The organism is Nocardioides sp. NBC_00368 (assembly GCF_036090055.1).
GTDB lineage: Bacteria > Actinomycetota > Actinomycetes > Propionibacteriales > Nocardioidaceae > Nocardioides.
The window spans coordinates 1,098,258-1,124,389 of the sequence record NZ_CP107970.1; the positions used below are offsets into that span (position 1 = coordinate 1,098,258).

The 26,132-nt window shown below is 70.2% G+C and carries 25 protein-coding genes; 15 read left to right on the forward strand and 10 right to left on the reverse strand.

The genetic code is table 11. From position 1 onward, the window contains the following. Positions 1 to 57 precede the first annotated feature (57 nt). Entirely contained in the window at positions 58 to 483 is a 426-nt protein-coding gene (locus OG984_RS05150; protein WP_328530561.1) for a nitroreductase/quinone reductase family protein, read from the forward strand. A 3-nt stretch (positions 484 to 486) separates the two neighbouring features. Here OG984_RS05150 and OG984_RS05155 read toward each other — a convergent pair whose 3' ends face one another. Genes OG984_RS05155 through OG984_RS05170 form a run of 4 tightly spaced genes read right to left on the reverse strand, consistent with a single transcriptional unit; the run spans position 487 to position 6,154 of the window. Further along, entirely contained in the window at positions 487 to 1,752 is a 1,266-nt protein-coding gene (locus OG984_RS05155; RefSeq protein WP_328530562.1) for a hypothetical protein, read from the reverse strand. Continuing rightward, the gene (locus OG984_RS05160; RefSeq protein ID WP_328530563.1) at positions 1,749 to 3,332 is read right to left on the reverse strand and encodes a succinic semialdehyde dehydrogenase; all 1,584 of its coding nucleotides are present in this window, start codon (positions 3,330 to 3,332) and stop codon (positions 1,749 to 1,751) included. The genes OG984_RS05155 and OG984_RS05160 overlap by 4 nt, the downstream gene beginning before the upstream one ends. A 34-nt stretch (positions 3,333 to 3,366) precedes the next feature. Then, a complete protein-coding gene (locus tag OG984_RS05165) occupies positions 3,367 to 4,989 on the reverse strand; it encodes a GMC family oxidoreductase (RefSeq protein WP_328530564.1) in 1,623 nt (540 codons plus the stop codon). Position 4,990: 1 nt separating this feature from the next. Further along, positions 4,991 to 6,154, reverse strand: coding sequence for a steroid 3-ketoacyl-CoA thiolase (locus OG984_RS05170; protein WP_328530565.1), 1,164 nt, complete (start codon positions 6,152 to 6,154; stop codon positions 4,991 to 4,993). A gap of 199 nt (positions 6,155 to 6,353) precedes the next feature. Between OG984_RS05170 and OG984_RS05175 the strand changes: the two genes are divergently transcribed. After that, complete coding sequence (locus OG984_RS05175) at positions 6,354 to 7,577, forward strand: cytochrome P450 (RefSeq protein ID WP_328530566.1); 1,224 nt, start codon at positions 6,354 to 6,356, stop codon at positions 7,575 to 7,577. Between the two features lie 14 nt (positions 7,578 to 7,591). Here OG984_RS05175 and OG984_RS05180 read toward each other — a convergent pair whose 3' ends face one another. Then, positions 7,592 to 8,089 carry a GNAT family N-acetyltransferase gene (locus OG984_RS05180; protein ID WP_328530567.1) on the reverse strand — a complete coding sequence of 166 codons (498 nt, stop codon included), beginning with the start codon at positions 8,087 to 8,089 and terminating at the stop codon, positions 7,592 to 7,594. A 15-nt stretch (positions 8,090 to 8,104) separates the two neighbouring features. Beyond that, positions 8,105 to 8,677, reverse strand: coding sequence for a TetR/AcrR family transcriptional regulator (locus OG984_RS05185; RefSeq protein ID WP_328530568.1), 573 nt, complete (start codon positions 8,675 to 8,677; stop codon positions 8,105 to 8,107). Between the two features lie 165 nt (positions 8,678 to 8,842). On the opposite strand from OG984_RS05185, the gene OG984_RS05190 reads away from it, so the two are divergent. Genes OG984_RS05190 through OG984_RS05225 form a run of 8 tightly spaced genes read left to right on the forward strand, consistent with a single transcriptional unit; the run spans position 8,843 to position 16,725 of the window. After that, on the forward strand, positions 8,843 to 9,664 hold the full coding sequence (locus OG984_RS05190; RefSeq protein ID WP_328530569.1) for an MlaE family ABC transporter permease: 822 nt from the start codon (positions 8,843 to 8,845) through the stop codon (positions 9,662 to 9,664). Beyond that, positions 9,664 to 10,497, forward strand: a complete 834-nt coding sequence (locus OG984_RS05195; protein WP_328530570.1) for an ABC transporter permease — start codon at positions 9,664 to 9,666, stop codon at positions 10,495 to 10,497. The genes OG984_RS05190 and OG984_RS05195 overlap by 1 nt, the downstream gene beginning before the upstream one ends. Continuing rightward, positions 10,494 to 11,522, forward strand: a complete 1,029-nt coding sequence (locus tag OG984_RS05200) for an MlaD family protein (protein WP_328530571.1) — start codon at positions 10,494 to 10,496, stop codon at positions 11,520 to 11,522. Before OG984_RS05195 ends, OG984_RS05200 begins: the two co-directional genes overlap by 4 nt. Further along, on the forward strand, positions 11,522 to 12,559 hold the full coding sequence (locus OG984_RS05205; protein WP_328530572.1) for an MlaD family protein: 1,038 nt from the start codon (positions 11,522 to 11,524) through the stop codon (positions 12,557 to 12,559). The genes OG984_RS05200 and OG984_RS05205 overlap by 1 nt, the downstream gene beginning before the upstream one ends. Further along, positions 12,556 to 13,530, forward strand: a complete 975-nt coding sequence (locus tag OG984_RS05210; protein ID WP_328530573.1) for an MCE family protein — start codon at positions 12,556 to 12,558, stop codon at positions 13,528 to 13,530. The genes OG984_RS05205 and OG984_RS05210 overlap by 4 nt, the downstream gene beginning before the upstream one ends. Next, positions 13,530 to 14,573 (forward strand): MCE family protein, encoded by a 1,044-nt coding sequence (locus OG984_RS05215; RefSeq protein WP_328530574.1) that lies wholly within the window; start codon positions 13,530 to 13,532, stop codon positions 14,571 to 14,573. The genes OG984_RS05210 and OG984_RS05215 overlap by 1 nt, the downstream gene beginning before the upstream one ends. After that, positions 14,570 to 15,631: an MCE family protein gene (locus OG984_RS05220; protein ID WP_328530575.1), complete on the forward strand. Its 1,062-nt coding sequence runs from the start codon at positions 14,570 to 14,572 to the stop codon at positions 15,629 to 15,631. Before OG984_RS05215 ends, OG984_RS05220 begins: the two co-directional genes overlap by 4 nt. Next, positions 15,631 to 16,725 (forward strand): MlaD family protein, encoded by a 1,095-nt coding sequence (locus tag OG984_RS05225; protein WP_328530576.1) that lies wholly within the window; start codon positions 15,631 to 15,633, stop codon positions 16,723 to 16,725. Before OG984_RS05220 ends, OG984_RS05225 begins: the two co-directional genes overlap by 1 nt. An 8-nt stretch (positions 16,726 to 16,733) precedes the next feature. Here OG984_RS05225 and OG984_RS05230 read toward each other — a convergent pair whose 3' ends face one another. Next, positions 16,734 to 17,372 (reverse strand): TetR/AcrR family transcriptional regulator, encoded by a 639-nt coding sequence (locus OG984_RS05230; protein WP_328530577.1) that lies wholly within the window; start codon positions 17,370 to 17,372, stop codon positions 16,734 to 16,736. A gap of 100 nt (positions 17,373 to 17,472) precedes the next feature. Between OG984_RS05230 and OG984_RS05235 the strand changes: the two genes are divergently transcribed. Continuing rightward, positions 17,473 to 18,774 (forward strand): oxygenase MpaB family protein, encoded by a 1,302-nt coding sequence (locus OG984_RS05235; RefSeq protein ID WP_328530578.1) that lies wholly within the window; start codon positions 17,473 to 17,475, stop codon positions 18,772 to 18,774. Between the two features lie 90 nt (positions 18,775 to 18,864). Here the strand turns inward: OG984_RS05235 and OG984_RS05240 are convergent, their stop codons facing one another. From OG984_RS05240 to OG984_RS05250, 3 genes are read right to left on the reverse strand one after another with little or no spacing between them, the layout of a single operon-like run. Then, a complete protein-coding gene (locus OG984_RS05240) occupies positions 18,865 to 20,028 on the reverse strand; it encodes a thiolase domain-containing protein (RefSeq protein ID WP_328530579.1) in 1,164 nt (387 codons plus the stop codon). Continuing rightward, positions 20,025 to 21,095: a thiolase domain-containing protein gene (locus tag OG984_RS05245; RefSeq protein ID WP_328530580.1), complete on the reverse strand. Its 1,071-nt coding sequence runs from the start codon at positions 21,093 to 21,095 to the stop codon at positions 20,025 to 20,027. The genes OG984_RS05240 and OG984_RS05245 overlap by 4 nt, the downstream gene beginning before the upstream one ends. A gap of 17 nt (positions 21,096 to 21,112) precedes the next feature. After that, positions 21,113 to 22,066 carry a Zn-ribbon domain-containing OB-fold protein gene (locus OG984_RS05250; RefSeq protein WP_328530581.1) on the reverse strand — a complete coding sequence of 318 codons (954 nt, stop codon included), beginning with the start codon at positions 22,064 to 22,066 and terminating at the stop codon, positions 21,113 to 21,115. Positions 22,067 to 22,150: 84 nt separating this feature from the next. On the opposite strand from OG984_RS05250, the gene OG984_RS05255 reads away from it, so the two are divergent. The 4 genes from OG984_RS05255 to OG984_RS05270 all read left to right on the forward strand — a co-directional run bounded on the left by OG984_RS05255 (position 22,151) and on the right by OG984_RS05270 (position 26,121). Continuing rightward, entirely contained in the window at positions 22,151 to 23,200 is a 1,050-nt protein-coding gene (locus OG984_RS05255) for an LLM class F420-dependent oxidoreductase (protein ID WP_328530582.1), read from the forward strand. 31 nt (positions 23,201 to 23,231) lie between these two features. Further along, positions 23,232 to 24,089: an SDR family oxidoreductase gene (locus tag OG984_RS05260; RefSeq protein WP_328530583.1), complete on the forward strand. Its 858-nt coding sequence runs from the start codon at positions 23,232 to 23,234 to the stop codon at positions 24,087 to 24,089. After that, positions 24,086 to 25,300 (forward strand): NADH:flavin oxidoreductase, encoded by a 1,215-nt coding sequence (locus tag OG984_RS05265; protein WP_328530584.1) that lies wholly within the window; start codon positions 24,086 to 24,088, stop codon positions 25,298 to 25,300. Before OG984_RS05260 ends, OG984_RS05265 begins: the two co-directional genes overlap by 4 nt. Positions 25,301 to 25,404: 104 nt before the next feature. Then, complete coding sequence (locus OG984_RS05270; RefSeq protein WP_328530585.1) at positions 25,405 to 26,121, forward strand: PaaI family thioesterase; 717 nt, start codon at positions 25,405 to 25,407, stop codon at positions 26,119 to 26,121. Positions 26,122 to 26,132 lie beyond the last annotated feature (11 nt).

Genomic DNA, 26,132 nt, shown 5'->3' on the forward strand with positions numbered 1-26,132 from the left:
GTCATTGGGGATGTCTGCCAGAGTGGATGAAAACCGATCCTCGGGGAAAGGCACTCGATGTCAGGCAGCGAATACAAGGACTGGAACCAGTCGATCATCGACGAGTTCCGCGCCAACGACGGCAATGTCACCTCCGTGCCGTTCGGGCGCGGGCTCTTGCTCGTGCACCACACCGGCGCCAAGACCGGCAAGGAGCGCGTCTCGCCGGTGGCCAACCTCCACCCGGACGCCGACACCTGGCTGATCGCCGCCTCCAAGGCCGGCGCGCCGGAGAACCCGGCCTGGTACCACAACCTCCTGGCCCATCCGGAGACCAAGATCGAGACTCCCGACGAGGGCGTCGTCGAGGTCGAGGTCACCGAGCTGAAGGGCGCCGAGCGCGACCAGGCCTGGGAGCGGTTCAAGGCGATGAGCCCGGGCTTCGGCGAGTACGAGGCGAAGACCGACCGGGTCATCCCGGTCCTCGCGCTGCGCCGCAGGTGATCCTCAGACCGGGGTGATCGGCAGCGACCGGCGCGGCTCGAAGGTGAAGTCCGCGCCGGTGCTGAACCGCACCACCGCGACCTCGGAGGCTTCCGGGGCAGGGTCGGGGCGGCTGACGACCTCGACCCGCCAGCCGTCGTCGGCCGTGCTCCCCTCGGCCGTCACCTCGACGTCGAGGTGGGGGTCGAGGGCCTGCACCGCGACCTGGAGCGGAACGAACCATTCCGGCCCGATCAGCGAGACCCAGGCGCCGTCCTCGTCGGCGGCCGCGGGCCGGACGACCAGCGCGCCGGCACCGACCTCGACCGAGACGTACGCAGCAGGGTTGAGCATCGGGTGGAGCGCGAGCAGCCGCAGCGCGCCCATGGTGTCCGGCGGCAGCGAGAGGGCCCGAGCGAGCCGGGCTCCGGCGATGCCGGCGACGCCGACGAGCTGCTTGCGGCGGATGTCGAGGAGCTGCTCCGGTGAGGTGGCCCGTGGCTCCAGGGCGAGGGTGAAGCCACGGTCGAGCAGCGCCATCTGCAGACAGACCTCGTCGGCGATGCGCGCCAGCGCGGAGTGGGAGAACGCGGCGAAGTCGAGGTCGGAGACGAGCGGCCCGGCGTAGTCGGCCGCGCCCTCATCGCCCGCCTCGATCGGGGCCAGCTCGAGCCCGGCCGCGCGGGACCGCTGGTTCACCGCCAGCTCTGGGATCGCCACCGCCTCGGGATGGGCGTCGTCGATGGTGACGGTCCAGCGGCAGTGTGGCGTCCGGTCGGCGGGCGTTCGCGGCGGGCGGTGGACCGGGCGCACCTGGGCGCGTGGATGCGTCGCGATCGCGGTGGCGTCGAAGGTGGGGTCCTCGATGTCGTGGCACATCCCGCGGACGTACTCCTCGCCCATCGGCTCGACGTCCATCAGCGCGCCGCAGTGGTCGAGGTGGAACTCGCCGTGGCGGGCGTCGTGGACGGTGTAGCGGAAGTCCATGAACTGCGGCGGTGCGCCGATGTCGAGCTGGAGACCCTTGAAGATGGTCGGCACGTCACCCTGTCCCGGCACGGCCGGTGCGTAGCCGAGCGCGGCCTGCATCCGCCGGGTGTAGATCGGTGAGGCGGCGGCCCACTCGACGATCGCGATCCGCAGCATCTCCTCGCGACCGAAGGCGGAGATGCACCACGCCATCCCGGCCCGGTCGATCAGCTGACCGATCAGGAGGAGCTCGCGGACGACCTCGGCGAGCTCCTCCCGGGTCAGATCGGCATAGCGGGAACAGCGTGCTGAAGACGTCAACGAATGCCGAGCTTCCGCATCCAGCGCAGCGATGTCTGCATCTGCTTGGCGTAGTCGTCGAAGGTCTGCTTGCCCTGCGGCCCCATGACCTGCTTCTTCAGGGTCGCGACGTTCTGGGTCTCGGTGTACTTGAGCAGCCCCTGGTCGCCGTGGCGGGCCCCGACGCCGGACTGCTTCATGCCGCCCGACGGCGTCGACTTGGAGGCGTAGGCGGTGGCGAGGCCGTCGTTGATGTTCACGTTGCCGGACTCGATCCGGGCCGCGATCGCCTGGGCGCGCTTGAAGTTCGTGGTCCACACCGAGGCGTTGAGCCCGTACTCGGTGTCGTTGGCCAGCTCGATGGCCTCCTCCAGGGTGGAGTAGCGGTGCAGCGAGACGACCGGCCCGAAGGTCTCGGTCACGCCGTGGAGCATCTCCTTCGTGGTGCCCTCCAGGATGGTCGGCTCGAAGAACGTCGGCCCGATGTCGGGGCGCGCCTTCCCGCCGGTCAGCACGGTGGCGCCCTTGGCGACCGCGTCCTCGACGTGCGACTGCACCCGTGCGAGGTGGTCGGGGGAGACCAGCGCCCCCAGGTCCGGCCCGAAGGCGTACGCCGCCTCGATCCGCATCCCCTCGACGGCGGCGACGAACTTGTCGCGGAACTCGTCGTACATCGCCTCCGGGATGTAGATCCGCTCGATGTGCATGCAGATCTGGCCGGTGTTGCCGAAGACGGCGAACATCGAGCCGCCCACGGTCTCGTCGATGTCGGCGTCGTCGAGGACGATCATCGGGTTCTTGCCGCCGAGCTCGAGGCAGGCGCCGATCAGGTTGCGTCCGGCCTGCTCGCCGATGACCCGCCCGGTGGCCGTCGAGCCGGTGAACATCGCGTAGTCGACGTTGTCCAGCATCGTCGGGCCGACGTCCGGGCCTTCGCCGCAGACCACCTGGAACAGCCCCTTGGGCAGCCCGGCCTCCTCGAGCAGCGAGATCCCGAACAGCGGCGAGAGCGCGGTCTTGTTGTCCGGCTTGAGCAGCACCGCGTTGCCGGCCATGAGCGCCGGGATCGCGTCGGAGAGACCGGTCGCGAACGGGAAGTTCCAGGGCGCGATGATCCCGATCAGCCCTCGCGGCGGGTGGCGCTCGATGGAGCTCGACAGCAGCGGCATCACGCCGGGTCGCTTCTTGTCCTTGAGCAGCTTCGGAGCCCGCTTGAGGTAGTGCGAGATCACCATCGGCGGGTCGCACACCTCCTCGAACGCGATCCGGCGCGCCTTGCCCGACTCGGCCTGGATGAGGTCGGCGATCTTGTGCTGGTTGCGCAGGATCAGCTCGTGGGCACGCTTGAAGACGGCCAGCCGCTCCGGGAGCGGGGTGGCCGCCCAGGCGCGCTGAGCCGCGCGGCCGGCCGCGGCGGCCCGTTCCACGTCCTCCGGTGAGGACTGCGGCAGCGCCACCAGCACCTCACCGGTGTAGACCTCGGTCAGCTTCCAGGACGCACCCGTCGAGGACGGGACCCGGGAGACCAGCTCGCCCAGCAGCTCCTCGGTGATCCAGTCGGGGCGGCGTACGGCTGCTGTCTTGGCTGTGTCAGTGCTCATGTCTGCTTCCGATCAGCTGGTTGTCGGGGTCGCTCTAGGAGTCTTCGTCGAGAATGAACGTCGCGCAACGGTCACCGATCATGACCGCGGGAGCGTTGGTGTTGCCGCCGATGATGGACGGCATGATCGAGGCGTCGGCGACCCGGAGGCCGTCGATACCGCGTACGCGGAGCCGTGGGTCGACCACCGCCCGCTCGTCGACGCCCATCCGGCAGGATCCGACACCGTGGTAGATCGAGGTCGCCCGGTTGGTGACCTCGTCCTTCATCGCCTCGGCGTCGATCGCCTTGCCCGGGTGGATCTCGGACTTCACCTGGTCGCCGAAGGCAGGGGACGCCATGATCTCGCGGATCATCTCGACGCCCTCGAGGAGAACCCGCTTGTCGTCGGGCTCGGCGAGATAGTTGAAGTCGATCAGCGGCTCGGCGGTCGGGTCTGCGTTGCGCAGGCGCAGCGTGCCGCGCGAGCGCGGGTAGATCAGCGACGACATCACCGTCAGCGCCGCCCGTGGGTCGACCTCGTGGCGGATCGGTGCGTCCTGGTTGGGGGAGGGGTAGGCCCAGGGGAGCACGTGCAGCTGCAGGTCGGGTACGTCGGTGGCCAGCGAGGTGCGTACGAACCCGACGGTCTCGAAGACGGTGTGCCCGAGGAAGGACCGGCCGACCGTCTGCTCCTTGAGGACCGCCTTGCCGAAGTAGGCGGCGGTGCCGTGGTGCAGCGCGGTCGGCATCTCCCAGGTGGTCGGCACGAACATGTGGTCGTGCAGGTTGTCGCCGACCGGCAGCTCCTGGATGGTCTGGATGCCGTGCTCGGCGAGGTGGGTGGAATGACCGATTCCGGAGAGCATCAGCAGCTGCGCGGAGCCGAAGACGCCGGCCGACACGATCACCTCGGCCGTCGCCGAGATCGTCTGCGGCCCCTGCTTGGTGAGGATCTCCACGCCCGTGGCACGCCCGTTCTCGATCACGATCCTGGAGACGTGCACGCGGGTCAGCGTGGTCAGGCCGGGCAGCTCCTGGTCGTGGAGGTAGCCCCGGGAGGCCGAGTAGCGGAGCCCGTCGATCGCGCTCTGCTGGAAGGTCGAGACGCCCTCCTGCTCGGCGCCGTTGTAGTCGTCGAGCACCTTCACGTCGAGCGTCTCGGAGGCGGCGCGCTGGAACGACAGCGACGCCTCGGTGGGCCGCGGGTGCTTCATGACCTTGATCGGCCCGCCCGTGCCGCGGTAGTCGGAGCCGCCGCCCTCGTAGTCCTCGATCCTCAGGTACGCCTCGTTGACCGAGTCCGCGTCCCAGCCGGTGTTGCCCTCGGCCGCCCAGCCGTCGTAGTTCGCCCGGTTGCCGCGGACCCACAGCAGGCCGTTGATGGAGGAGGACCCGCCGAGCACCTTGCCGCGAGGCTGGGGGAGCTCGCGGTTGCGGGCGTGCTTCTGGGGGACGGTGTGGTAGCCCCAGTCGACCAGCTTCTTCAGCCGCGGCTCGGCGTGCATCGGACCGATCATGCCGGGCTTGGTCACCATGTAGTTGTGCTTGTCGTTCTTCCCCGCCTCGAGCAGGATGACCGACTTGCCGGCCGCGGCCAGGCGCCCGGCGACGGCACAGCCGGCCGAACCGGCGCCGACGACGACGTACTCGGCCTCGCTGACCTTCTCGCGGGCCATCTCAGATCCTCTCGATGATCGTCGCGGTGGCCTGTGCGCCACCTGCGCACATCGAGACCAGGGCGGTGCTCGCGTCACGGCGCTCGAGCTCGTGGAGGGCGGCGGTGAGCAGCCGGGTGCCGGTGGAGCCGACCGGGTGGCCGAGCGCGATGGCGCCCCCGTTGACGTTGATCTTCTCCTCCGGGACCTGGTGGACCTTGGCCCACGACATGACCACGCCGGCGAAGGCCTCGTTGACCTCGGCGATGTCGATGTCATCGATCGTCATCCCGCTGTCCTCGAGGGCCTTCTCGGTCGCCTGGACCGGTCCGTCAAGGTGGTAGTAGGGGTCGGAGCCGACCAGGTTGGACGTGACGATCCGTGCCCGAGGCTTCAGCCCCAGGGACGAGGCGACCGAGGAGTCCATGAGCAGCAGTGCCGAGGCGCCGTCGGAGATCTGCGAGGAGGTGCCGGCGGTGTGGGTGCCCCCCTCGAGCACCGGGCTGAGCCCCGCCAGTTTCTCCAGGGACGTATCGCGGATGCCCTGGTCCTCGGTGACGGTGCGGAACTCTCCGGTGGGGTTGCCCTCGTCGTCGAGCATGGGGGCCTCGACGGCGAAGATCTGGCTCTTGAAGTGACCGGCGTCGCGGGCGTGCCGGGCCTTCACCTGCGACCACAGCCCGAACTCGTCGACCTCGTTGCGGGAGAAGCCGCGGTCCTTCGCGATCCGGTCGGCGCCCTCGAACTGGTTGGGCAGGTCGATGTTCCAGTCCGCGGGACGCGGGTCGCCGGCCCCCTTCGGCACGTTGGCGCCCAGCGGGATGCGCGACATCGACTCGATGCCGCAGGCGATGCCGACCTTGATCTGGTCGGAGGCGATCATCGCGTTGATCAGGTGGGTGGCCTGCTGCGCCGAGGAGCACTGCGCGTCGATGACGGTGGAGCCGGTGTGGATCGGCAGCCCGGCGTGGAGCCAGGCCCGGCGGACCATGTTGTTGGACTGCTCGCCGGCCTGGGACACGCACCCGCCGATGACCTGATCCACCAGGTCAGGGTCGACTCCGGCGCGCTTGAGCACCTCGACCTGGGCGGCACCGAGCAGTACGCCGGGGTGCAGGCCGGCCAGCCAGCCCTTGCGCTTGCCGATGGGGGTACGGACGGCTTCGACGATGACGGGCGTGCCCATGGAACCTCGCTCTTCGGGGGTTTCGACAAGTCGCTGGTGCACGGCCGCGCACGCTGGACTCCGGTGACGTGACACCGGTTACACTCGATTGTCCCAAATTAGAACGTGTTCTCGTTTGGCGCAACCCTTGTGTGATGCTGAGCACTGTGTGACGATAAACTAGAACGTGTTATAGAAAAGACCTCGAAGGAGCACACCCGTGACCGCTCTCCCCGTGGATTTCGATCCGACTGATCCCGTGCTCAACGAGGAGCGCGTCCCGCTGCAGGAGTTCCTCGAGCTGCGCAAGACCGCCCCGGTGTGGTGGGTCGAGCAGTCGCCGGCGGCGCGCGCCGGCTTCCTCGACACCGGGTTCTGGGCGGTGACCAAGCACGAGGACATCCTGGCCGTCTCCAAGGACAGCGAGAACTTCGGCACGAACGAGAACGGCGTGATCATCCGGTTCGCGCCCGACATGACCCGTGAGCAGGTCGAGCTCCAGCGCGCGATGCTGATCCACCACGACGCCCCGGACCACACCAAGCTGCGCCAGATCATCAGCCGCGGCTTCACCCCGCGTGCGATCAACGCCCTCAAGGAGCGTCTGGTCGAGCGGGCCAACAACATCGTCGACGACGCCCTGGCCAAGGGCGAGGGCGACTTCGTCTCCGAGGTCGCCGCCGAGCTCCCGCTCCAGGCGATCGCCGAGCTGCTCGGGGTCCCGCAGGAGGACCGGCGCAAGCTCTTCGACTGGTCCAACCAGATGCTCGCCTACGACGACCCCGACTACGACGCGGACCCTGAGGCCGCCTCGATCGAGATCCTGTCCTACGCGATGGCGCTGGCCGCCGAGCGCAAGGCCGACCCCAAGGACGACATCATCTCCAAGCTCGTCAACGCCGAGCTGGAGGGCGGCGCGCTGGGCGACGACGAGTTCGGCTTCTTCGTCATCCTGCTCGCGGTCGCCGGCAACGAGACCACCCGCAACGCGATCACCCACGGCATGCAGGCCTTCTTCGAGCACCCCGACCAGTGGGAGCTGTGGAAGAAGGAGCGCCCCGACACCATGGTCGACGAGGTGATCCGCTGGGCGACCCCGGTCACCGTCTTCCAGCGTACGGCGCTCAACGACGTCGAGGTCGGCGGGCAGCTGGTCAAGAAGGGCCAGCGCGTCGGCATCTTCTACGCCTCCGGCAACCACGACGAGGACGTCTTCGACGACCCCGACACGTTCGACATCACCCGCGAGCACAACCCGCACCTCGCCTTCGGCGGCCACGGAGCCCACTACTGCATCGGCGCCAACCTGGCGCGGATGGAGGTGCGGATCATGTTCGACGTGATCGCCGACCGGATGCCCGACCTCAAGCCCAACGGCACCCCGCGCCGGCTCCGCCACGCCTGGATCAACGGCATCAAGGAGATGCCGGTCACCTACGCCTGAGCGGCCCTCGCGGTCTAAGGCAGCCTCACGTTGGAGAAGTGGGGCCGGCGGAACGGATACTCCGTCGGCACCCACTTCTTCAGTGCTTCGTAGGCCACCTCGTAGAGCCCCTGCTCGTAGGCCTCGGTGGTCACCCACCAGCTGACGTCGACGTCATACGCAGCCAGCTCCTCGCTCAGCTCCTGCCGGACGCCCAGCGGGTAGAGATAGGCGCACCCGACGTAGCCGAGCCCGGCCGTCTCCAGGACGTAGGAGAACGACTTGTTCTCCTTCCACTCGCCCTCGTGCCAGACGAGGTCGATGTAGTCCTCCTCCTCCGACGTCGGACCCGTCGGCCAGCCGCCGCCCCGGGTCGCGTTGATGAGGTCGGTGTCGGCGTTGATGGCGCGTACGTCGTCGGCCAGGCATTCACGCGACAGCGGCCGTGCGGTCAGGTCGCCGTGGGTGAGCACCCTCGGTGCCTCGAACCCGGAGGGGACGGCGAGCAGCTTGCTCAGTCCTGCGTAGCTCATGCCCGAAGGCTACGTTCAGCGACGCACGGCCAGCATCCCGGCGTACGCGGCCAGCAGTCGCTCCTTCGGATACTCGTCGGGCCGTGCCAGCAGCAGCCGGGCGAACTCCTGCACCAGCGTGACGAGCGAGTGGGCGACCACCTCGACGTCGAGGTCGGTCTCGGGCCCCAGGCTGGTGCGGAGCACGTCGGCGACGAACCCGCGCAGCAGGACCAGGGTGCTCTCGATGCGTTCGCGCACGGCGGGCGGTGCGCCGTCGATCAGTCCGAGCACCGGGCGCCAGGTCTCCGGGTCCGCCTGGACCGCCTGGAGGAGTCCGTCGGCCGCCTCGAGCAGCCATCGGTCGAGCTCGACCGGCACCCCGCCGGCCGGGATGAGCGCCAAGGCCGCGTCGGCGGCCCGCTGCTGGGTGCGGTCGAGCAGGGCGTGGAGGAGAGGGTCGATCCCTCCGTATGCGTCGTAGACGACCGGTCGCGTCACGCCTGCCTCGGCGGCGATGGCGCTGATGGTGAGGTGGCCGTAGCCGTCACGGCCGAGCACGCGCAGCGCCGCGTCCAGGAGCGCCTCCCGACGCTCTTCGAGAGGCATCCGGGCGGCATAGCGTCGCCTGGCAGCGGGTTGGTCGTTGGCCATCACGACGGAACGTTACGGGCAGGAGGACGCGCGGCGGAAGGGGTGACACAGGCCACACGATGTGCGAATCTACACGCGTGTAGTAATTGACGGCGGCTGTCGACGACGAGGAGTTTCCGGGTGACCGCAACCTTGCCCGAGCGGCTGGCGACGGGCCTCTGGCGCCGTTTCGCCGAGGGACTCAGGACCGTCGGGGAGACCATCGCGCTGGGGGCAGAGGCCTGCGCGTACGCCGCCAGGGACATCGTCACCGGCCGGTTCGACTGGGCGCAGACCGCCGACCAGGCCTGGTTCATGGCCCGCGTCTCCCTGCTGCCGACCATCCTGGTCGCGATCCCCTTCGGGGTGGTGACGTCGATCCAGGTCGGTGCGGTGGCCAACAGCATCGGCGCCTCGTCCTTCAGCGGCGCCGTCAACGGCGTCGGGGTGCTTCGCCAGGCCGCGCCGCTGGTCACGTCGCTGATCATCGCGTGCGTGGTGGGCTCGGCGATCTGCTCCGATCTCGGGATGCGCGCGATCCGTGACGAGATCGCTGCCCTCGAGGTGATGGGGACCAACCCGGTCCAACGGATGGTCGCGCCCAGGATCGTGGCGGCGGTCTTCCTCTCGGTGATGCTGACCGCGATCGTGGCGGTGGCCGCGATCGCGACCGGCTACGTGATGAACGTCGGGCGGGGCGTGGTCGGCGCGGGGACCTATCTGGACGCGTTCACCAACTTCAGCCAGAGCGCCGACCTGTGGCTGGCCGAGGGCAAGGCGGTGCTGTTCGGGCTGATCGGCACCACGGTGGCGGCCTACAAGGGGCTTGGCGCGAGCGGCGGACCGCAGGGCGTGGCCGACGCGGTCAACCAGACCGTCGTGCTGAACGTGATCGTGCTGGCCGTGGTGAATGCGGTCGTCACCCAGGGCTACCTGGCGCTCGCTCCGGGTGGGGGTGCCTGATGGCCGCGGTCGAGACCGACGGGCCGGCGACCGGCTGGTGGAGCCCACTGGTTCCCTTCGGCTCCTTCCTCACCTTCAGTGCCGCCGTGCTGGTGGCGGTGCCGGCCACGCTGGTCCACCACTGGCGCACCTGCCTGCAGCACTTCTCCGACATCTGCTGGGGCAAGGGCGCGATCATCGTGGGCGGCGGCACGATCGGCGTCATGGTGCTGCTCTCGGTCTCGGTCGGCACCTCGCTCGGGATCGAGGGGTTCAACGGGCTGGAGCTCGTCGGTCTGGCGCCCCTGGTCGGGTTCATCTCGGCGACCGCCAACACCAGGGAGCTCGGCCCGCTGGTCGCCGCGCTGGCGCTGGGCGCGCAGGTGGGCTGCCGCTTCACCGCGCAGCTCGGCGCGATGCGGGTCAACGAGGAGGTCGACGCGCTCGAGGTCATGTCGGTCCGGCCGGTCAACTACCTGGTGGCCACCCGTCTGGTCGCCACCATGCTCGCGATCGTGCCGCTCTACGTGATCGGGCTGCTCGGCTCCTACATCGCCTCCGAGTCGACCGTGGTGATGCTCTTCGGCCAGTCGCCGGGCCAGTTCGACCACTACTTCCTGGAGTTCCTGACGATGCGCGACATCGGGTTCTCGCTGATCAAGATCCTGGTCTTCGCCGCGATCGTGGTGCTGATCCACTGCTGGTACGGCCTCGCGGTCTCGGCCGGCTCGCTCAACGTCGGCGAGGCCACCGGCCGCTCGATCCGGGCCAGCTTCGTGGTCATCGTCGTGCTCAACATGCTGCTCACCGTCGCCATGTGGGGTGGCGACCCGGGCTTCAGGATCTCCGGATGAGCCGCGGCACGAGCCCCCGGACCCTGGCCCTACGCGGCGCTGCCGGGATGCTGGCCTGTGGACTGCTCGCCGCCGGGATGATCGTGCTCTCCGGACGCCCGTTCTCCGACGACGTCGCGACCAGGGCCGCCATGGTCGATGTCGGTGCCTCGCTGCGTACCGGGTCGGACGTGAAGATGGGTGGGGTCATCATCGGCACGGTCACCGGCATCTCTCGGGCAGCCGGGTCCTCGAAGGCCTCGGTCGCGATCCGGCTGGACGACGAGGCGGCGGACAGGCTCCCGGCGGACGTGGCGGCACGGGCACTGCCGGCGACCGTCTTCGGCACCGCGTACGTCGACCTGGTCTCGACCGGTTCCCGGCCGGGGAGATGGGCGGGCGGCACCATCCCGCAGGACCTGCGTCAGGGCACGGTCGAGCTTCAGCAGGCGCTGGACAGCATCGACGAGCTGGTCAAGGCGGTGAGCCCGGCCGACCTCAACGCCGCGCTGGCCGCGGTCGCCGGTGGGCTCGACGGCCGCGGCGACGATATCCACCGGACCCTCGTGCTCGCCGCGAACGTCCTGGAGCAGGCCGAGGCCGACCTGCCCACCATCCGGTCCACCGCAGCCCTGCTGGCGGTCAACCTGGAGACCCTGGAAGCGTCCTCCGCCGACCTGTTCGCTGCGCTCGAGTCCGGCACCGCGACGGCCGAGACGATCGCCGCCAAGCGCGAGCAGCTCGCCGCGCTGCTCTCCGGTGGCCTGACCCTGACGGCCGACGCACAGAGGTTCCTCGACGAGCACGGCGCCGAGCTGGTCGAGGCGATGGACCAGGCGGCGGTGGTGGCCGACGCCGTCGCCGACAACAGGGAGGACGCCGTGGTGGAGAGCTTCCGGGCCAACCGCGAGATCGGCCAGGAGATCCCGACCGTGATCGACGACGGGCGGGCCGCGCTCGATCTGATCCTGAGCCGGGTGGCGCCGCCCTACTACACCCGCGAGCGCGACTGCCCGACCTACGGCAACACGTCAGGGGACTGCTGATGTCCGGACTGCGCGGCTCCTCGGGCCACCCCACAGCGACCTATCTCAAGCTGGGCGCCTTCACCCTCGTCGCAGGGCTCGCCTTCGCGCTCGTCCTCGGCACGCTGAAGGCGCCGGTCGCCGGTGACCTGGTCACCTACACCGCCGAGTTCGCCGACGTGAACGGCCTGCACGAGGACGATGCCGTACGCATCGCGGGGGTCAGCGTCGGCAAGGTCACCGACATCACCGTCACTGCCACCGGGAAGGCGACGGTGGAGCTGACGGTCTCCCGGAAGCAGCAGGTGCTGGACACCGCGCGGTTCTCGGTCCGCTACCAGAACATCGCCGGGCAGCGGTTCCTCGGGATCGAGCAGGCCCGCGGTTCGGGGAAGCCTCTGGCCGCGGGGGCGCGGATCCCGGTGAGCCGGACCAGTGCCGGGTTCGACCTGACCGAGCTCCTCAACGGGTTCCGGCCGCTCTTCGACGTACTCGATCCTGCCGAGGTCAACCAGCTCGCCGCCACCATCTTGAAGGTGCTGCAGGACGAGGGCGGCAGCATCCCGGTGCTGCTGGAGCAGACCGCCGAGCTGACCAGGTTCGTGGCCACCAGGGACCAGGTCTTCGAGCGGGTGCTGACCAACCTGACGCCCTTCCTGGCCGACCTGGCCGCGCAGGGGGACGAGTTCGAGACCACGGTGCGCGAGCTGGAGAAGCTGATGAAGGGCCTGGCCGAGCAGCGCGACGCCCTGGGCGCGTCCGTCGAGGAGCTGTCCGGGCTGCTGGCCACCGGCGCCGACTTCGGTACGCGGATCGAGGCTCCCGCACGCACGCTGAGCCGCAACCTGCGGATCTCGGTGACCGCCTTCGCCGCGAACCTGACCAGCTTCAAGGGTGCTGTGGTCTCCTTCGCCCAGCTGGTCGAGACGCTGGGAAGGATCACCTCCTACCGCAACGCGCTCAACATCTACGTCTGCCGCTACGACTTCTCCGTCGACGAGATCGTGCTGGCGCTGCCACCGAGCGATGACCGCTACTCCGAGGTGTGCTCCGGATGACTCCACTGCGAACCATGGACCCGCTCAAGGTCGGGATCGTCGCCGTCGTGCTCGCCGCGCTGGCGGTCGTCTTCGTCTTCCGTGCCGGAGCGCTCGGCTTCGGCGAGCGGGTCTGCGTGGCCCACTTCGAGCACACCGCGGGTCTGCGGGTCGGCGAGGACGTGACCGTGGCCGGTGCGCGGGTCGGCGAGGTGCGCTCGATCGAGCTCGGTGCCCGCGACGTGATCGTCGAGTTCACCGTCGAGGACCACATCCGGCTCGGGGCGCGCACCAGCGCCGAGATCGAGGTCGCCACCCTCCTCGGCACGCATCTGCTCGCCGTCACGCCGGCCGGTGGGGGAGAGCTGGCCGAGGACACGATCGCGCTGTCGGCGACGAGCGTTCCCTACAACCTGCAGGACATCGTCGACCGGGGCAGCGCTTCGCTCGACGAGCTCGACCCCGCGCTCCTCTCCCGCACCCTCGACGAGGTAGGCGGCACCATGGCGAGCTCCCAGCCCGATCTCGCCGCCGCTCTCGACGGTGTCTCGGCGGTCTCCGAGGTCGTGCTGACCCGGGCCGACCAGGCCGACGCGCTGGTGAGGGCGGCCACCGATGTGACGAGCCGGCTGAACGCCAACAGCACCGAGATCGTCTCGCTGATGAAGCAGGCCAACGCGGTGATGGCCGAGCTGCAGAGCCGGCGCGGGGCAATCCGCCGGCTGATGGCGGATGCCCAGCGGCTCACCACCACCCTGAAACGGGTCGTCTCCGAGAACGAGCGGGACCTCGAGGTCGCGCTGACCAAGCTGGCCGTGGTCATCAAGGGGCTGCGTGCTCAGGAGAAGGAGCTCAGTGCCGCGCTCGACGTGCTCGGTCCTTCGGCCCGCTACCTGGCCAATGCCACCGGCAACGGACCCTGGGTCGACATCCGGCCCGACGACCGTGCGCTGCCCGACGGGCTCACCTGCCGGGTGAAGGGACTGTGCTGATGAGGACGTCGTCGACGCCCGGCAGGCTGGGCAGGTATGTCGCGATCCTGGTGGCGGTGGCCGCCGCGGTCGGCGCCGGTGCGGCTGCGATCCCGCTCGCCGGCACCTACTCGGTGACGGTCACCTTCGCCGACACCGCCGGCCTCTTCGTCGGCAACGACGTCGGCGTGCTCGGGGTCAAGGTCGGCGAGGTCAAGCGGATCACGCCCGCGGGCGCGGGGGTCGCGGTGGACCTAGAGCTCGACCAGGACGTCTCCGTGCCGGCCGACGCCCAGGCGCTGATCGTCTCCCGCTCGGTGGCCAACGACCGCTACGTCGAGCTCACCCCGCGCTACGCCGGCGGGCCGGTGCTCGCCGACGGCGACCTGATCACCAGCGAGCGCACCCGCACCCCGGCCGACTTCGACGCCATCCTGAACGCGCTCGACCGGTTCAGCAGCGGGCTCGCCGGAGGCGACGGCAAGAGCGTCGACCGGTTCCTGCAGGCAGGATCGGCGACCCTGGGGCCCAACGGGCAGCGGGCTGGTGCAGCTCTGGCCGATCTCGCCGCCGCCCTGAACGAGGTCAACGGCCACACCGACTCCGCCGTCACCGCCCTGCACGAGGCCGACGAGCTGACCAGCGCGATGGTCGCCCACGACGCGCTGATCGAGCTCTTCATCGAGAACGTCACCGCCACCTCCGAGCTGCTCGCGGAGCAGCGCACGGAGTTCACCGCCACGCTGCGTACGACCCGGGAGGCGATCGACGCGTTGGCCAGGTTCACGCAGGCCAACGACAAGGACCTCCAAGCGGCGTTGAGGCAGGTCGACGCCGTGCTCGACCTGATCCTGGCGCACACCGACGACATCGAGGAGTTCGTCGAGGTGCTCCCGCTGGCCCTGCAGAACGTCGAGCAGGCGCGTGCCCCGGGCGGCGTGATGCTGCGCGTGCCGCTCACCGACGCGCTCAGCGAGGAGCTCGCCGGCCGGTGCCGCGAGGCCCTCTCGGACGTGTGCGAGATCGTCGGCACGGACCCGCTGAGCACAGGAGGCCGGCCATGAGGCGTCTGGTGCTGATGTCGGCGGCGACCGGCCTGCTGCTGACCGGGTGCGGCATCGACGCCCGTACGCTGCCCCTGCCCGGCACCCGCGCCGGAGACGACGCGACCACGGTCGAGGCCACCTTCGACGACGCCCTCAACCTCGGCGTCGGCTCGAAGGTGAGCGTCAACGGCGTGGACGCCGGCCGGGTCACCGCCCTGTCCACCGACGGCTACTCGGCGGTGGCCGAGATGAGCGTCGAGAAGGGCGTACGCCTCACCGACCTCTCCGCGGCACGGCTGCGCTACGACACCCCGCTCGGCGAGGTCTACGTCGAGGTGACGACCCCCGAGGGCGGCCGGGCGATCCCCGAAGGAGGACGGCTCGACCCGGCGCGGTCGACGACGGCACCGACCGTCGAGGACGCGCTCGCCTCGGCCTCCCTGCTCATCAACGGAGGCGGCATCGGCGACCTCGGCCGGATCGTCGACGAGCTCAACCGGGCCGTCGGCGACGGCACCGACGTGGCCGAGGTGCTCGACCGGAGCGCCACCTTCCTCACCCAGGCCAACCGCACCACGGCCGAGATCGATCGTGCCCTGACCTCGCTCGACGCCGTCTCGGCGACGCTGGCTCAGGAGCGGGAGACCATCTCCGAGGCGATGGCGGCGATCGGTCCGGCGGCCCGCACCGTCCGGCAGCAGACGACGCAGATCATCGCCCTGCTCAACCGGCTGGTGCGCCTCTCCCGCGACGCCAACGGGGTGCTCGAGCGGATGGACGACGACACCGTGGCCGTGGTCCGTGACGCCGGGGCGATCCTGGCCGAGGTCCGCCGGATCAGCGGCGACCTCGGCCCCGGCCTGGACACGTTCAGCTCGGCGATCAACGAGCTGCTCCAGGTCATCCCGGCCGACCACATGCCGATCCAGCTCCGCGTCGACATCGGCGAGTCCGTCGAGCAGGATCCCCTCAACCCGCTCCCACCGCTCCTGGATTCACCGGTCCTGCCCCAACAACCCCGGTGGGATCTGGGCGACCTCCTCGGCGACGGTGACGTGCTCGGAGGGGTGGGCTGATGGCGCTGCGCGAGACCGACCGGCCGCTCTTCGTCGGCTTCGGCGCGGCCATGGTCGTGTTCGTCGCGGCCACCGCCTACCTGCTCCTGGTCACCCTCGAGATCCCCGTCCTGTCCCAGCCGGCCACGGTCACCGTCGACCTGGAGCGCACCGGCGGCCTCTACGAGGGCTCCTCGGTGACCTACCGCGGCGCCAAGGCCGGGGTCGTGGAGACGATCGAGCTGACGACCGACGGCACGGCGCAGGCCCGGATCAGGCTGGAGCCGGACGTCCGGATCCCGCAGGACTCCCCGGCCGAGGTGCGCAGCCTCTCGCCGGTGGGGGAGCAGTACCTCGACTTCCAGCCGACCACCGCCTCCGGCCCCTACCTCCGCGACGGCAGCCGGGTCCGCGCCGAGGCGGTCGACCTGCCCACCACCCTGGCCAGCACCGTCGTCAGCCTCGAGGAGCTGATGGACCAGGTCGACCCCGAGCAGCTGCGCGCCGTGGTCACCGGTCTTCGCACGACTTTCGTCGGCCGCGAGGACGAGCTCGCCGACCTGGTCGAGGGCAGCCAGGTCCTGCTGGTCACCCTCGACAAGAAGTGGCCCACCATCTCCCGCGTGCTGGTCAACTCCGAGTCGCTGCTGCGCATCGGCGACCGGCACGCCTCCGACGTAGGCGCCGCCGCGCACGACCTCGCCCTGCTCACCGCCGAGCTGGAGAAGGCCGACCCCGAGCTGCGCCGCGCTTTCGACCGCGGGCCGGAGCAGTTCGCCGACCTCGTCCGTCTCGTCGGTGTCCTGGACCGTACGCTGCCCCCGACCCTGGAGCGCACCACCGCCCTCACCGACATCCTCGTCGTGCGCGACCCGCACCTGCGCGAGCTGCTGGCCGAGTATCCCGACGCCATCCGCTCGCTGGCGGACGCGATGTACGACGGCGCCATCCACGGCGGCCTGGTCCTCGACACCGACTACCAGTGCGACTACGGCGGCCCCAAGTATCCGGCCACCGACACCACCCCCAGGCCGCTCTACGAGGACGGCCACTGCTCCGCGCCGCCCGACCGGGTCGTGCGCGGAGCGGACAACGCGCCCGGCTCGACCGGATAGGCGGACCCTCAGGCGTCCTCGAACGCGCGGTGGAGCGCCTTGCCCATGAAGCTGCCGAGGTCGTCCGGACCCCAGTCGTTGCTCGTGTCGAGCAGCGAGCGCACCGCCGACTCGCAGGACGACAGGAAGAGGTCGATCAGGACCGGAAGCTTGCGCTCCAGGTCGGCCGTCTGCCACCAGCGCTCCATGGCAGGTCTGATCCAATCGGTCGCCTGTGCCTGAACCAGCGCCTTCGCGTCACGGAAGCGCTCCGCGATGGCCGGGTCCGGCTCGCCGGAGAAGACCAAGCGCCAGGTCTCGGGTGCGGCAGCGGCGGCGTGGAGGAGGGCCCGGAAGCCGTCCACGAACGCCTGCTCCGGATCGTCGGGGTTGGCGGAGCCGTGCAGCGCGGTGAGGATCGCCTCGAGCAGCTCGGCGGACTCCCGGTCGAGGAGAGCGTCGACCAGCTCGACCCGGTCCGCGAAGCAGGCGTAGACGACGGGCCGGGTCACGCCCATGGCCGCTGCGACCGAGCCGATGGTCACGGCGCCGATGCCGTCGGCGACCGCGATCGCCCGAGCGGCGTCGAGCACGTGGGGCCGCCTGCGCTCCGGACCCAGATGCGGTGCACGGGCGCGCTGCGCTTGACCGGTTGTCGACGGTGGCATGAGGCGATCCTAGGTGATCAGGAAAGTTCCTACATCGATGTAGCAAATTCCTACACGAGTGTATTAATCTGAGGGAGTCTTCTCACCACGGAGTGCTCACATGCCGCTGTTCAACCCGCACAAGCCCGACCTCGACGAGTTCGACGACGAGACCCGCCGCATCTTCGAAGCGACGATCGACTTCTTCGAGGGCAAGGGCAAGGAATGGCTGCTCCAGCAGGATCGCGACCGCGTTTGGTACGACGAGTTCCTTCGACGCCGAGCGCACCGCTCGGGTGTGGGCGGAGGCGCGCGCCACCGCCGGCGCCTACGCGATGAACCCGTGAACGACCGAGAGGAGCAAGCGATGAGGAAGACGCGCGAGATCACGCCGCACGAGGACTACGGGTTCTTCGGCCCGGACTCCATCACCCAGAAGGTCTGGGGCCATCCCTCGGTCCCGCTGATGGGCATCGTACGAGCGGTGACGATCGAGGAGCTCGATCCCCACCTCCTCGCCGCCGTGCACAACACCGGTGCGAACTACGACCGGCTCGACACGCGCTACGCCAGGACGGTCCAGTACTTCGCCGCGGTGGCGTTCGCGGACAGCCGGACCGTCGCGAAGATGGCGGACGTGCTGGTCAAGATCCACTCCAAGGCGATCGGCATCGAGCCGGTCAGCGGCAATCGGTACGACGCCAACGACCCCGACTCCCAGCTCTGGATCCTGATCACGGGCTGGCACTCGGTCCTCACCGCCTACGAGACGTTCGGGCCCGGCAGGCTCTCGGATGCCGAGGTCGAGCAGTTCTGGGGGGAGTGCGCGATCGCGGCGGAGTTCCAGACCTGCGACCCCCGCGCCGTTCCCCGCACCCGCGAGGAGGTGCGCGCGTACTTCGAGGAGTGGCGTCCCAGGCTCGCGGCGAGCGAGGCCACCCAGCAGATGATGCACCACCTGCTGAACGGCACCAACGCGATCCTTCCCGGCAAGGGACTGCTGGGCCTGGCCCGGCCGATCGCGAACGCGTTGATCTGCAGAGCGACGATCGCCACCCTGCCGCGACACATGCGTCGGCTCGCCGACATCCGGCAGTCACGGGTGACGGACGTGGTGGTGATCGCGATCATGAGGGCGATGATGGCGCCCGCCCACCGGAGTCGCGCGCTGCAGCGGTGGATCCTCGGCATCCTCGCACCGAAGGCCCTGCCGATCATGGAGCCCGTCTGGCGGGGCATCCCGCCCGTGCATCCGGTCGTGCTCACGCCCGCCGAGGCGCGGGAGCGCTATGGGTACGTCAAGCCGGCCCAGGCCCATCTCGAGCTGCGTGCGCGCCAGCGGGCACGCGTCTTCGACGACCGCCAGGCACCCAGCGACGAGGGCCTGATCGAGTCCCAGCCCATCCTCGGAACTCTCGGCTGAACGCCTGCGGCGGATCGCTTTCGCTGGTGGCTCCCGGTCGGTCGCCACGGGTGACCGACCGGGAGCCAGGCGTTTCGCCGCGACCGCAGGCTAGTTGGCCGGTTGCTCGGACCCCACGACCCACATCGAGAAGAACTGCGACCCGCCGCCGTAGGCGTGCCCGAGCGCCCGGCGGGCGCCGTCGACCTGGTGCTCGCCGGCCCGGCCCCTGACCTGCAGGGCTGCCTCGGCGAAGCGGAGCATCCCGGAGGCGCCGATGGGGTTGGAGGAGAGCACGCCGCCACTCATGTTGACCGGCAGGCTGCCGCCGATGGCGGTCTCGCCGGCCTCGCTGAGCTTCCAGCCCTCGCCCTCCGCCGCGAAGCCGAGGTTCTCGAGCCACATCGGCTCGAACCAGGCGAACGGCACGTAGATCTCGGCACAGTCGATCTCCCGGGCCGGGTCGGTGATCCCGGTCGCCTTCCACAGCGCCGCCGCGGCCTCGCGGCCCGCCTGCGGGTTGACCTGGTCGCGCTCGGCGGCCGAGGTGGGCTCCGAGCGCATCGCGGTGCCGTGGATCCAGGCGGGTGCGTCGTACGTCTTCGCGACGTCCTCCGCGGCGATCACCATCGCGCAGGCGCCGTCGGAGGACGGGCAGGTCTCGTCGTAGTGGATGGGGTCCCACAGCATCTGCGAGGCCAGCACCGACTCGACCGTGGTGCCCTCGTTGTGGAGGTGGGCGAAGGGGTTCTTCAGCGCGTTGTTGCGGTCCTTGGCCGCGACGATCGCGCCGATGTGGGACGGCGCCTCGGAGCGGCGGATGTAGGAGCGTACGTGCGGTGCGAAGTAGCCGCCCGCGCCGGCGTGCACCGGCATCACGAACGGGATCGGCACCGACAGCGCCCACATCGCGTTGGACTCCGACTGCTTCTCGAAGGCGACGGTGAGCACCTTCTTGTGGACCCCGGCCTGAACCAGCGAAGACGCCACGATGGCGGTCGAGCCGCCCACCGAGCCGGCGGTGTGCACCCGCAGCAGCGGCTTGCCGGCGGCGCCCAGCGCCTCGGCGAGGTAGAGCTCGGGCATCATCACGCCCTCGAACAGGTCCGGTGCCTTGCCGATGACGATGGCGTCGACCTCGTCGAGGGTGAGCCCGGCGTCCTCCAGAGCCCGGTCCATCGCCTCCCGGCACAGCCCGGCCATCGAGACGTCCTCGCGCTTGGCGCGGTGGTGGGTCTGGCCGATCCCGATCACGGCCGCGGGGATCTTGCTCACTTGGCTCTCCCGTTCTCCTGGGCTTCCATCACGCACACGAGGTTCTGCTGCAGGGCCGGCCCGCTGGTCGCGTGGCCGAGCACCTTGTCAGCGCTGCCGTCCCAGATCCGCCTGGCGGCCTCGCCGATGCGGATCGCCCCGGCGCTGAACATCGGGTTGGCGGCGAGCGCCCCACCCGAAGGACTGATCTGTACGTCGTCACCCAGCCCGAGCGCGGAGCGCAGGACGAGCTCCTGGTGGCTGAACGGCGCGTGCAGCTCGGCGACCTGGACGCCCTCGATGCCGCCCACGGCGGCGGCGGCCCGCTGCGCCGAGCCCGAGACGGTCAGGTCGCGGGTGCCGAGGTGGAGACCGTCGGAGCTGTGCGCGATCCCGGTGATCCAGGCAGGACGCTGGTTGGCCTCGTAGGCCCGGTCGCCGGCGGCGAGCACGATCGCAGCCGCGCCGTCGGTCACCGGCGCGCAGTCGTGCTTGCGCAGCGGGTCGGCGAACATCGGCCGGGCGAGCAGCTCGCTCACCGACGAGCCACCGGCACGGACGGCGTACTCGTTCTTCTCGGCGTCGGTCAGGGACCGGTTGACGATCTCGGCCATCGCGGACTCGTCCCAGAGCCCGGCGTCGAGCCCGAGGCGCGCCTGCAGCGCGGCCAGGGAGACGGTGTCGGGCCACAGCGGCGTCATCGTGTAGGGGTCGAGCTGCAGCGTCAGCGTCCGGCGCAGCACGCCCGCCGACGCCTTGCCGAACCCGAAGACCAGAGCGGTGTCCACCTCGCCGGTCTGGATCTTGATCCACGCCTCGTAGAGCGCCCAGGCGGCGTCCATCTCGACGTGCGACTCGTTGACCGGCGGCAGCACGCCGATCGCGTCGATCGCGCTCACGAACGAGAACGATCGGCCGGCCAGGTAGTCCGAGGAGCCGGAGCACCAGAACCCGATGTCCTTCTTGGCCCATCCGGTCTGCTCGTAGCACTCGGCCAGGATCGGCACGAGCAGCTCGGCCATGCTCGGCGATCCGTCGAAGTCCTTCATCTGTCGCTGGGCGAACCCGACGACGGCAACGTCTCTCATGTGGTCCTCTCCCGGGCCTAGAGGTGGTGCTTGTAGCTGTCGAAGTCCGCGTCCGGCTCACCGGTCGGCGCGAAGTGGCTGATGTTCTCGATGCTGGTACCCCACTCCTCGCGTGGCTTCCACACCGCCTTGACCCGCATCCCCATCCGGACCTCCTCGGCCGGGACCTCCAGGATCAGGTGCTGCAGCGCGATGTCGGCTCCGTCTAGGAGGACGTACGCGGAGACGTACGGCGGCTTGATCCGCTGCCCCAGGAACGGCACGTTCACGACACAGAAGGTGGTCACCGTCCCGACGTGGGAGAGCTCGACCTCCTCCGAGGTGGGCACGCCGTCGGTCGGGCAGGCGCCGCGCGGCGGGACGTAGACCTTCCTGCACTTCGGGCACCGCTGGCCCAGGATCCGGCCCTCGGCCAGGCCGCGGAAGAACGAGGACTCCTCCGGCGAGGCCGCGTAGCGGTAGTCGAGGCTGACCGGGGTGACGATCAGGCTGACATCCTCGGTGCCTCCCACGGGCGTGCCCGTCTCAGGCGCGTTGCCGTCATCGGCCACGAAGACCAGGTCGGTGACCGCCCCGGTGCGTTCCTCGGCCCAGCGCGCGCGGACCCGCATCCCGGTCTCGATGTCGTCGGGGGAGGCGACCTCGACCGCGTGCAGCCACGGGGTGTCGGCGCCGTCGATGGTGATCAGCGCGAACGCGAAGGGCTTCTGGAACGGCTGGCCGGCGACGGGCTCGCTGACCCAGGTCCACGAGGTGACCGTGCCGGTGTCGGGGAGCTCGACGAACTCGGTCACGGCCTGATGCGTGACCGGGTCGTACTCGGGTGGTGGGACGGCCACTCGACCGTCACCGAGGCGTCCGCCCACGATGGTGGCGTCCCTCAGTCCGGTGAGGAAGCGGCCGAGCACCGGGCCTGTGGATCTGGTGTAGTCGAAGGCCACCGTCACGGGTGCCTGAAGAGTGCGACTCATGGTAGAAAGTGAAACACGTTCTAGTATTGGCCACAACCCGTACGCCCTGCCGAACGGCTACGGAGCCTGCGGACGAAGGAGTCGATGAGAGTGAAGCTGGGGCTACAGCTGGGCTACTGGGGAGCACAGCCGCCGAGCGGGGTCGGCGAGCTCGTCGCCGCCGCGGAAGAGGCCGGGTTCGACGCGATCTTCACCGCCGAGGCGTGGGGGAGCGACGCGTTCACGCCGCTGGCCTGGTGGGGCCGGGAGACCTCCCGGGTCCGCCTCGGCACCTCGATCGTGCAGATGTCCGGACGTACGCCGACCTCGATCGCGATGCACGCGCTGACGCTCGACCATCTCTCCGGTGGCCGGTTCGTCCTCGGGCTCGGGGTGAGCGGCCCGCAGGTGGTCGAGGGCTGGTACGGCCAGCCGTTCGGCAAGCCGCTGGCGCGCACCCGCGAGGTCGTCTCGATCATCCGCAAGGTGCTCGCCCGGGAGGCGCCGGTGACCAACGACGGCCCGCACTACCCGCTGCCCTTCACCGGCGAGGGCTCGGTCGGGCTCGGCAAGCCGCTCAAGCCGATCGTGCACCCGCTGCGCGCGGACATCCCGATCTGGCTCGGCGCGGAGGGCCCGAAGAACGTCGCCCAGACCGCGGAGATCGCCGACGGCTGGATCCCGATCTTCTACACGCCCCGGTCCGCGCCGATGTACGCCGACTGGCTGGCCGAAGGCTTCGCCCGGCCCGGCGCGCGGCGCACCGCCGACGACTTCGAGATCGCCGCGACCTGCCACCTCCAGATCGTCGCGGACGCGGAGGAGAAGAAGGCGGCGCTCGAGGCGATGAAGCCGTTCGCGGCGCTCTACATGGGCGGGATGGGCGCCAAGGAGCAGAACTTCCACAACCAGGTCTTCGAGCGGATGGGCTACGCCGAGCTCGCCGGCCAGGTCCAGGCGCTCTACCTGGCCGGTGAGAAGGAGAAGGCGACCGCGCTCATCCCCGACGAGCTCGTCGACGACCTGCACATCATCGGCACCGAGGGCGAGGTACGCGACAAGGTGGCCCAGTGGGCGGAGACCGGTGTGACCACGCTGCTGCTGAGCCTCGGCTCGGCCGCCGACGTCCGCCGCATCGCCGAGGTGCTCGGGTGACGGCGGCGCGTGTCTCCGGGGCGGTCCGCTGATGGCGGTCTACGCCGTCACCGGGTCCGCCTCGGGCATGGGCGCCGCCGTGGTCGAACGGCTCCTCGACGCCGGGCACCGGGTCGTGACCGTCGATCTGCGCGACGCCGACGTGGTCGCGGACCTGTCGACCTCGGAGGGCCGCCGTGACGCCGTCGAGAAGGTGCTGGCAGCGGTCGGCGGCCGGCTCGACGGCGCCGTCCTCGCGGCCGGGCTCGGACCGGCGCCGGGACGCGAACGTCCCGCCCTGATCACCCAGGTCAACTACCTCGGCGTCGTCGAGCTGCTGGAGGGCTGGCGCGAGGCGCTGGCGGCCGCCGGGAACGCCAAGGTCGTGGTCTTCTCCAGCAACTCGACAACGACGATGCCGCTGGTCCCGGGCCGGGCGGTCGCCGCGCTGCTCGCGGGCGATGCGGAGCGGGCGGTGAAGGCGTACCGGGTCTTCGGGAAGAACGCGCCGGCGATGGCCTACGGCGCCTCGAAGGTCGCCGTGACGCGGTGGCTGCGGCGGCGCGCGGTCGAGCCGGCGTGGGTGGGTGCCGGGATCCGGCTCAACGCGATCGCGCCGGGCGCGGTGCTGACGCCGCTGCTGGAGAGGCAGCTGGCGACGCCGTCAGAGGCGAAGGCGATCCGGTCGTTCCCGGTGCCGGCGGGTGGCTACGGTGACCCCGGGCTGCTCGCCGACTGGGTGATCCACATGCTGAGCCCGGCCGCGGACTTCATGGTCGGGAGCGTCGTCGTGGTCGACGGCGGCAGCGACGCCTGGTTCCGGGCCGACGACTGGCCACGGCCGGTGCCCGGCCGGCGGCTGCGGAGCTATCTGCGCCGGATGCGTGAGTTCAGGAAGGCGCGCGCGTGACCGACTCCACGACCGACCCGCTGGCTCCGGCGAGGCTCGGCCCGGTGACCTTGCGCAACCGGGTGATCAAGGCCGCGACCTTCGAGGGTGCCTCGCCCGGGGCGCTGGTCTCGGATCGGCTGATCGACTACCACCTCGCCGTTGCCGAGGGCGGTGTCGGGATGACCACGATCGCCTACCTCGCGGTGGCCCCGGAGGGACGTACGCATGCCGACTGCATCTACTGGCGACCCGAGGCTCTGCCCGGTCTGACCAGATTGACCGAGGAGATCCGCAAGACCGGAGCGAAGGTCTCCGCCCAGATCGGCCATGCCGGCCCGGTGGCCAACGCGAAGTCCAACGGCGCCCCCTCGCTGGCGCCCGCGCGGTCGTTCAACGCGCTCGGGATGGCGTTCAACCGCGCCGCGACCGCGGCCGACCTCGCCCGGGTCGTCGAGCAGCACGGCGCCGCGGCTCGGATGGCCGTGGAGGCCGGGTTCGACGCGATCGAGGTCCACCTCGGCCACAACTACCTGCCCAGCTCGTTCCTCAGCCCGCGTCTCAATCCGCGCTCCGACGAGTTCGGTGGTTCTCTGGCCAACCGGGCCTCGTTCCCGCGTCGCATCGTGGCGGCGGTGCGCGAGGCGGTCGGGGGACAGGTCGCCGTGCTCGCCAAGATGAACATGCGCGACGGCTACCGCGGCGGGTTCGACCTGCCGGAGTCGGTGGAGTTCGCGCGCCTGCTCGAGTCCGACGGGCATCTCGACGCGCTCGAGCTCACCGGCGGCTCCTCGTTCATGAACCCGATGTATCTCTTCCGAGGGGACGCCCCCTACCGCGAGATGGCCGGCAACATGCCGCTGCACCCGGTGATCCGGATGGGCATGCGGATGGTGGGGAAGGGGTTCTTCAAGGAGTACCCCTACAAGCCGCTCTACTTCCTCGACAACGCGCGCGAGTTCCGACGCGCGCTCACGATGCCGCTCGTGCTCCTCGGCGGGGTCACCGACCTGACCGGGATGCGGACCGCGATGGACGAGGGCTTCGAGTACGTCGCGATGGCCCGTGCGCTGCTGCGGGAACCCGATCTGGTCAACCGCCTGCGGTCGGATCCCACGACGGTGTCCCGGTGCACCCACTGCAACCTGTGCATGTCGACCATCTATCCGGGGACCCACTGCCACCTCGACGACGAGCACGTCTACGGTGAGGCCACGTCGCCACCTCCGTAGCGCACGCGCCAGAATACGGACGCGGCGACGTGTTGTGGTCACGGTTCACTCGCTGACGCTCGCTCACCCCTCCTGCTGCCCCCATCCTGAACGCGAGGACCCAGATGTCGATGCACTACGGACGCGCTCACCACCCGCAGGCTCCTGCGGGATACGTCCACGACGACATGACCGAGGCCGAGATCAAGGAGCGGGAGGCCGCCCTGGTCCCGCTGACCGACTCGGTCCGCGGGCTCGTCGACGCAGTCGTACGCACCCAGGTCCCGGACGCGGTTCTCGACGACGTACGCCGCCGGGTCGAGGCGCTGACCGAGGAGCTGCTCGCCGAGGCGCTGCCGGGTCCGCACGGGGTCCGGTTCGGGGCGGACGGCGGCTTCCGCAACTACGGCAACCCGGTGGTGGGGAAGGGCAACGCGTTCGCCCCGCCGCTGGCCGTGCAGCGCGACGGCGAGGACGTCTGGGCCGACTTCGAGCTCGGTCCGGCCTATGAGGGCCCGCCGGGGCTGGTCCACGGCGGTGTCTCGGCGCTGATCCTGGACCAGCTGCTCGGCGAGGCCGCCTCGGCCGGTGGTCGCCCCGGGATGACCGGCACCCTGACGATCGTCTACAAGCACGGGACCCCGCTGGGTCCGCTGCGCGGCGAGGCACGGATCGAGACGACCGAGGGAGTGAAGGCGATCGTGCGTGGCCGGCTGCTGACCCGGCCGGCCGACGGCTCCGAGTCGGTCCTGTGCGTCGAGGCCGAGGGCATCTTCATCCTGCCCCGCTGGGCCCGCGAGGCGATGGCCGATGCCGACCGGGAGCACGTCGGCGACGCCTAAGCCCTAGAACA

What these genes read in the sequence shown, in the direction of transcription:
- OG984_RS05150 (WP_328530561.1), top strand. Translation starts at nt 58, where the DNA reads ATGTCAGGCAGCGAATACAAGGACTGGAACCAGTCGATCATCGACGAG.
- OG984_RS05160 (WP_328530563.1), bottom strand. Translation starts at nt 3,332, where the DNA reads ATGAGCACTGACACAGCCAAGACAGCAGCCGTACGCCGCCCCGACTGG.
- OG984_RS05165 (WP_328530564.1), bottom strand. Translation starts at nt 4,989, where the DNA reads ATGGCCCGCGAGAAGGTCAGCGAGGCCGAGTACGTCGTCGTCGGCGCC.
- OG984_RS05170 (WP_328530565.1), bottom strand. Translation starts at nt 6,154, where the DNA reads ATGGGCACGCCCGTCATCGTCGAAGCCGTCCGTACCCCCATCGGCAAG.
- OG984_RS05180 (WP_328530567.1), bottom strand. Translation starts at nt 8,089, where the DNA reads ATGAGCTACGCAGGACTGAGCAAGCTGCTCGCCGTCCCCTCCGGGTTC.
- OG984_RS05185 (WP_328530568.1), bottom strand. Translation starts at nt 8,677, where the DNA reads ATGCCTCTCGAAGAGCGTCGGGAGGCGCTCCTGGACGCGGCGCTGCGC.
- OG984_RS05195 (WP_328530570.1), top strand. Translation starts at nt 9,664, where the DNA reads ATGGCCGCGGTCGAGACCGACGGGCCGGCGACCGGCTGGTGGAGCCCA.
- OG984_RS05200 (WP_328530571.1), top strand. Translation starts at nt 10,494, where the DNA reads ATGAGCCGCGGCACGAGCCCCCGGACCCTGGCCCTACGCGGCGCTGCC.
- OG984_RS05205 (WP_328530572.1), top strand. Translation starts at nt 11,522, where the DNA reads ATGTCCGGACTGCGCGGCTCCTCGGGCCACCCCACAGCGACCTATCTC.
- OG984_RS05210 (WP_328530573.1), top strand. Translation starts at nt 12,556, where the DNA reads ATGACTCCACTGCGAACCATGGACCCGCTCAAGGTCGGGATCGTCGCC.
- OG984_RS05215 (WP_328530574.1), top strand. Translation starts at nt 13,530, where the DNA reads ATGAGGACGTCGTCGACGCCCGGCAGGCTGGGCAGGTATGTCGCGATC.
- OG984_RS05220 (WP_328530575.1), top strand. Translation starts at nt 14,570, where the DNA reads ATGAGGCGTCTGGTGCTGATGTCGGCGGCGACCGGCCTGCTGCTGACC.
- OG984_RS05225 (WP_328530576.1), top strand. Translation starts at nt 15,631, where the DNA reads ATGGCGCTGCGCGAGACCGACCGGCCGCTCTTCGTCGGCTTCGGCGCG.
- OG984_RS05230 (WP_328530577.1), bottom strand. Translation starts at nt 17,372, where the DNA reads ATGCCACCGTCGACAACCGGTCAAGCGCAGCGCGCCCGTGCACCGCAT.
- OG984_RS05235 (WP_328530578.1), top strand. Translation starts at nt 17,473, where the DNA reads ATGCCGCTGTTCAACCCGCACAAGCCCGACCTCGACGAGTTCGACGAC.
- OG984_RS05245 (WP_328530580.1), bottom strand. Translation starts at nt 21,095, where the DNA reads ATGAGAGACGTTGCCGTCGTCGGGTTCGCCCAGCGACAGATGAAGGAC.
- OG984_RS05250 (WP_328530581.1), bottom strand. Translation starts at nt 22,066, where the DNA reads ATGAGTCGCACTCTTCAGGCACCCGTGACGGTGGCCTTCGACTACACC.
- OG984_RS05255 (WP_328530582.1), top strand. Translation starts at nt 22,151, where the DNA reads ATGAGAGTGAAGCTGGGGCTACAGCTGGGCTACTGGGGAGCACAGCCG.
- OG984_RS05260 (WP_328530583.1), top strand. Translation starts at nt 23,232, where the DNA reads ATGGCGGTCTACGCCGTCACCGGGTCCGCCTCGGGCATGGGCGCCGCC.
- OG984_RS05270 (WP_328530585.1), top strand. Translation starts at nt 25,405, where the DNA reads ATGTCGATGCACTACGGACGCGCTCACCACCCGCAGGCTCCTGCGGGA.